The sequence below is a fragment of the Erythrobacter sp. HI0063 genome, assembly GCF_001635685.1.
In the GTDB taxonomy this organism is placed as follows: Bacteria; Pseudomonadota; Alphaproteobacteria; order Sphingomonadales; family Sphingomonadaceae; genus Qipengyuania.
The window spans coordinates 1-1,964 of sequence record NZ_LWFF01000026.1; the positions used below are offsets into that span (position 1 = coordinate 1).

Sequence of the window (1,964 nt, forward strand, 5' to 3'; positions counted from 1 at the left end):
CCGGACCCGTGTCGCTGACGATGATTTCGATCGGAAGCCGCGTGCTCTTGCCGAAGCGGATCGCATTGAAGACCAACCCACTGGCAAAGCGCGTGCGCACTGTGACCGTGGGATGTTCGGCATCGCCCGCCGCGTCGCAGGCATTCGCCACCAGATTGATAAGGACCTGCTCCAGCGTCGCGGCGTCCGCTGCGACAGGCGGCAACGACGGATCGAACGCCTCGTCGATCGATACGCTACCGTCGCGCCCTGTCGAAACCGTGGCGATCGCATTCCGGATCGCCTGATGAAGATTGCAGGGCTCTTTCGAAGGCGTTGCAGGCCGACTGCCGAGCTGCTGCATCCGATCGACGAGCTGCGCGATGCGGTCCACCTCTCCCGCGATAAGGCGTGCGAGCGGACGGTCGCGGTCGCTCGCGCGGCGTTCGAGCAACTGGCTTGCCCCGCGGATGGCGGACAGGGGGTTCTTGATTTCATGCGCCAATACGGCGGGGGCGCGCAGTTCGACGCGCTCATCGCCATCCTCGTCACGCTCTCCCTGCCCGATTTCCGAGAAGGTCAGCACGCGCCAACCCGGATGGGCGGGCACGGGCGAACAGGTCAGATTGACGCGCCGCTGCCGATCATCGACCGTCAGCGTCAGGTCCCGCGCCACGAATTGCGCTTCGGGATCGGCGAGAAGCGCGGAAATACGCGGCTCCTCGAACCGCGCGAATGCGGCGACGGGCCTGCCGCGCAGCCGCGCTTCGCTGCGTCCGAACAGTTCCTCGGCCACCGGATTCACCTGCGCGATCCCATGGTCGGGATCGATGACCATTACCGCGAAGACCATGCCGGCGATCAGCACCGCAGGATCGGGCATCGCCAGCGCAGCCGTCACGCGGCGCGCCGATGCAAGAACGGTTCGTAGAATTTCTCGATTTCGGCAAGCACGACAGTGGGATCGTCGATGAAGTTCGCACGGTGCCTGAACTCGGCGGAGCCGTGCATTCCCTTGGTATACCATCCCAGATGCTTGCGCGCGATCTTCACGCCGACATCCTCTCCATAATGCTCGAGCATCTCGCGGTAATGGCCGACAAGCACTTCATATTGCTCGTCGAAGCTCGGGCTCGCAATCGTCTCGCCTGTCCGCCACCAGTGCATGATCTGCGCCAGAAGCCACGGTTTTCCGTAAGCGCCGCGCCCGATCATCACGCCATCGGCGCCCGATTGCTCCAGCGCGGTTGCCGTATCTTCGACAGTGCAGATATCGCCATTCACGATGACGGGGATGGAGACCGCCTCCTTGACCTTGCGGACGAAAGCCCAGTCCGCACTGCCCTTATACATCTGGTTACGAGTGCGCCCGTGGACGGTAATCATGCGAACGCCCAGATCCTCGGCGATCTTGGCCAGATCGGGCGCGTTGAGGCTGCCGTGATCCCAGCCCATGCGCATCTTGACCGTCACCGGCACGTCCACCGCCTTGACCGTCGCTTCCATCAGCTTCGTTGCCAGCGGCACTTCGCGCATCAGCGCCGATCCGGCGAGACCGTTGACCACCTTCTTGACCGGGCAGCCGAAATTGATGTCGATGATGTCGGCACCGCGATCCGCGTTGAGCTTGGCGGCTTCGCCCATGGACACGGGATCGCAGCCGACCAGCTGCATCGACACCGGCTCTTCGATCGGATCCCAGGCGGCCTTCTGAACGCTCTGGCGCGTCTCTCGGATCGCGGCCTGGCTGGCGATCATCTCGGTCACGTTGAGGCCCGAGCCATAGCGGCGCACGAGCTTGCGGAACGGTAGATCGGTGACGCCGGTCATCGGCGCCAGGATCACCGGCGTGTCGATCGTGACATTGCCGATGGCGATGGGCCGGGGCGGGACCGGAGGGAGGGGGAGTTGGGTCATATCGATTGCGTGCCTAAATATTGGGCAGGCACATAGTGCATTGCAGCGAAATCGGCAAGGCGCTAGCC

2 protein-coding genes are annotated in these 1,964 nt (G+C 63.8%); both read right to left on the reverse strand.

Annotated features, from left to right (window positions below):
- A partial coding sequence (locus tag A3736_RS01360) for a nitrogen regulation protein NR(II) (protein ID WP_067678292.1) occupies positions 1–880 on the reverse strand: 880 nt, incomplete at its 3' end.
- Positions 877–1,896: a tRNA dihydrouridine synthase DusB gene (gene dusB / locus A3736_RS01365; protein ID WP_067678295.1), complete on the reverse strand. Its 1,020-nt coding sequence runs from the start codon at positions 1,894–1,896 to the stop codon at positions 877–879. The genes dusB and A3736_RS01360, both read right to left, overlap by 4 nt.
- Positions 1,897–1,964: the final 68 nt, after the last annotated feature.

Excerpts from the sequence above, each read along its gene's own strand:
- dusB (WP_067678295.1), bottom strand. The coding sequence starts at position 1,896 with ATGACCCAACTCCCCCTCCCTCCGGTCCCGCCCCGGCCCATCGCCATC.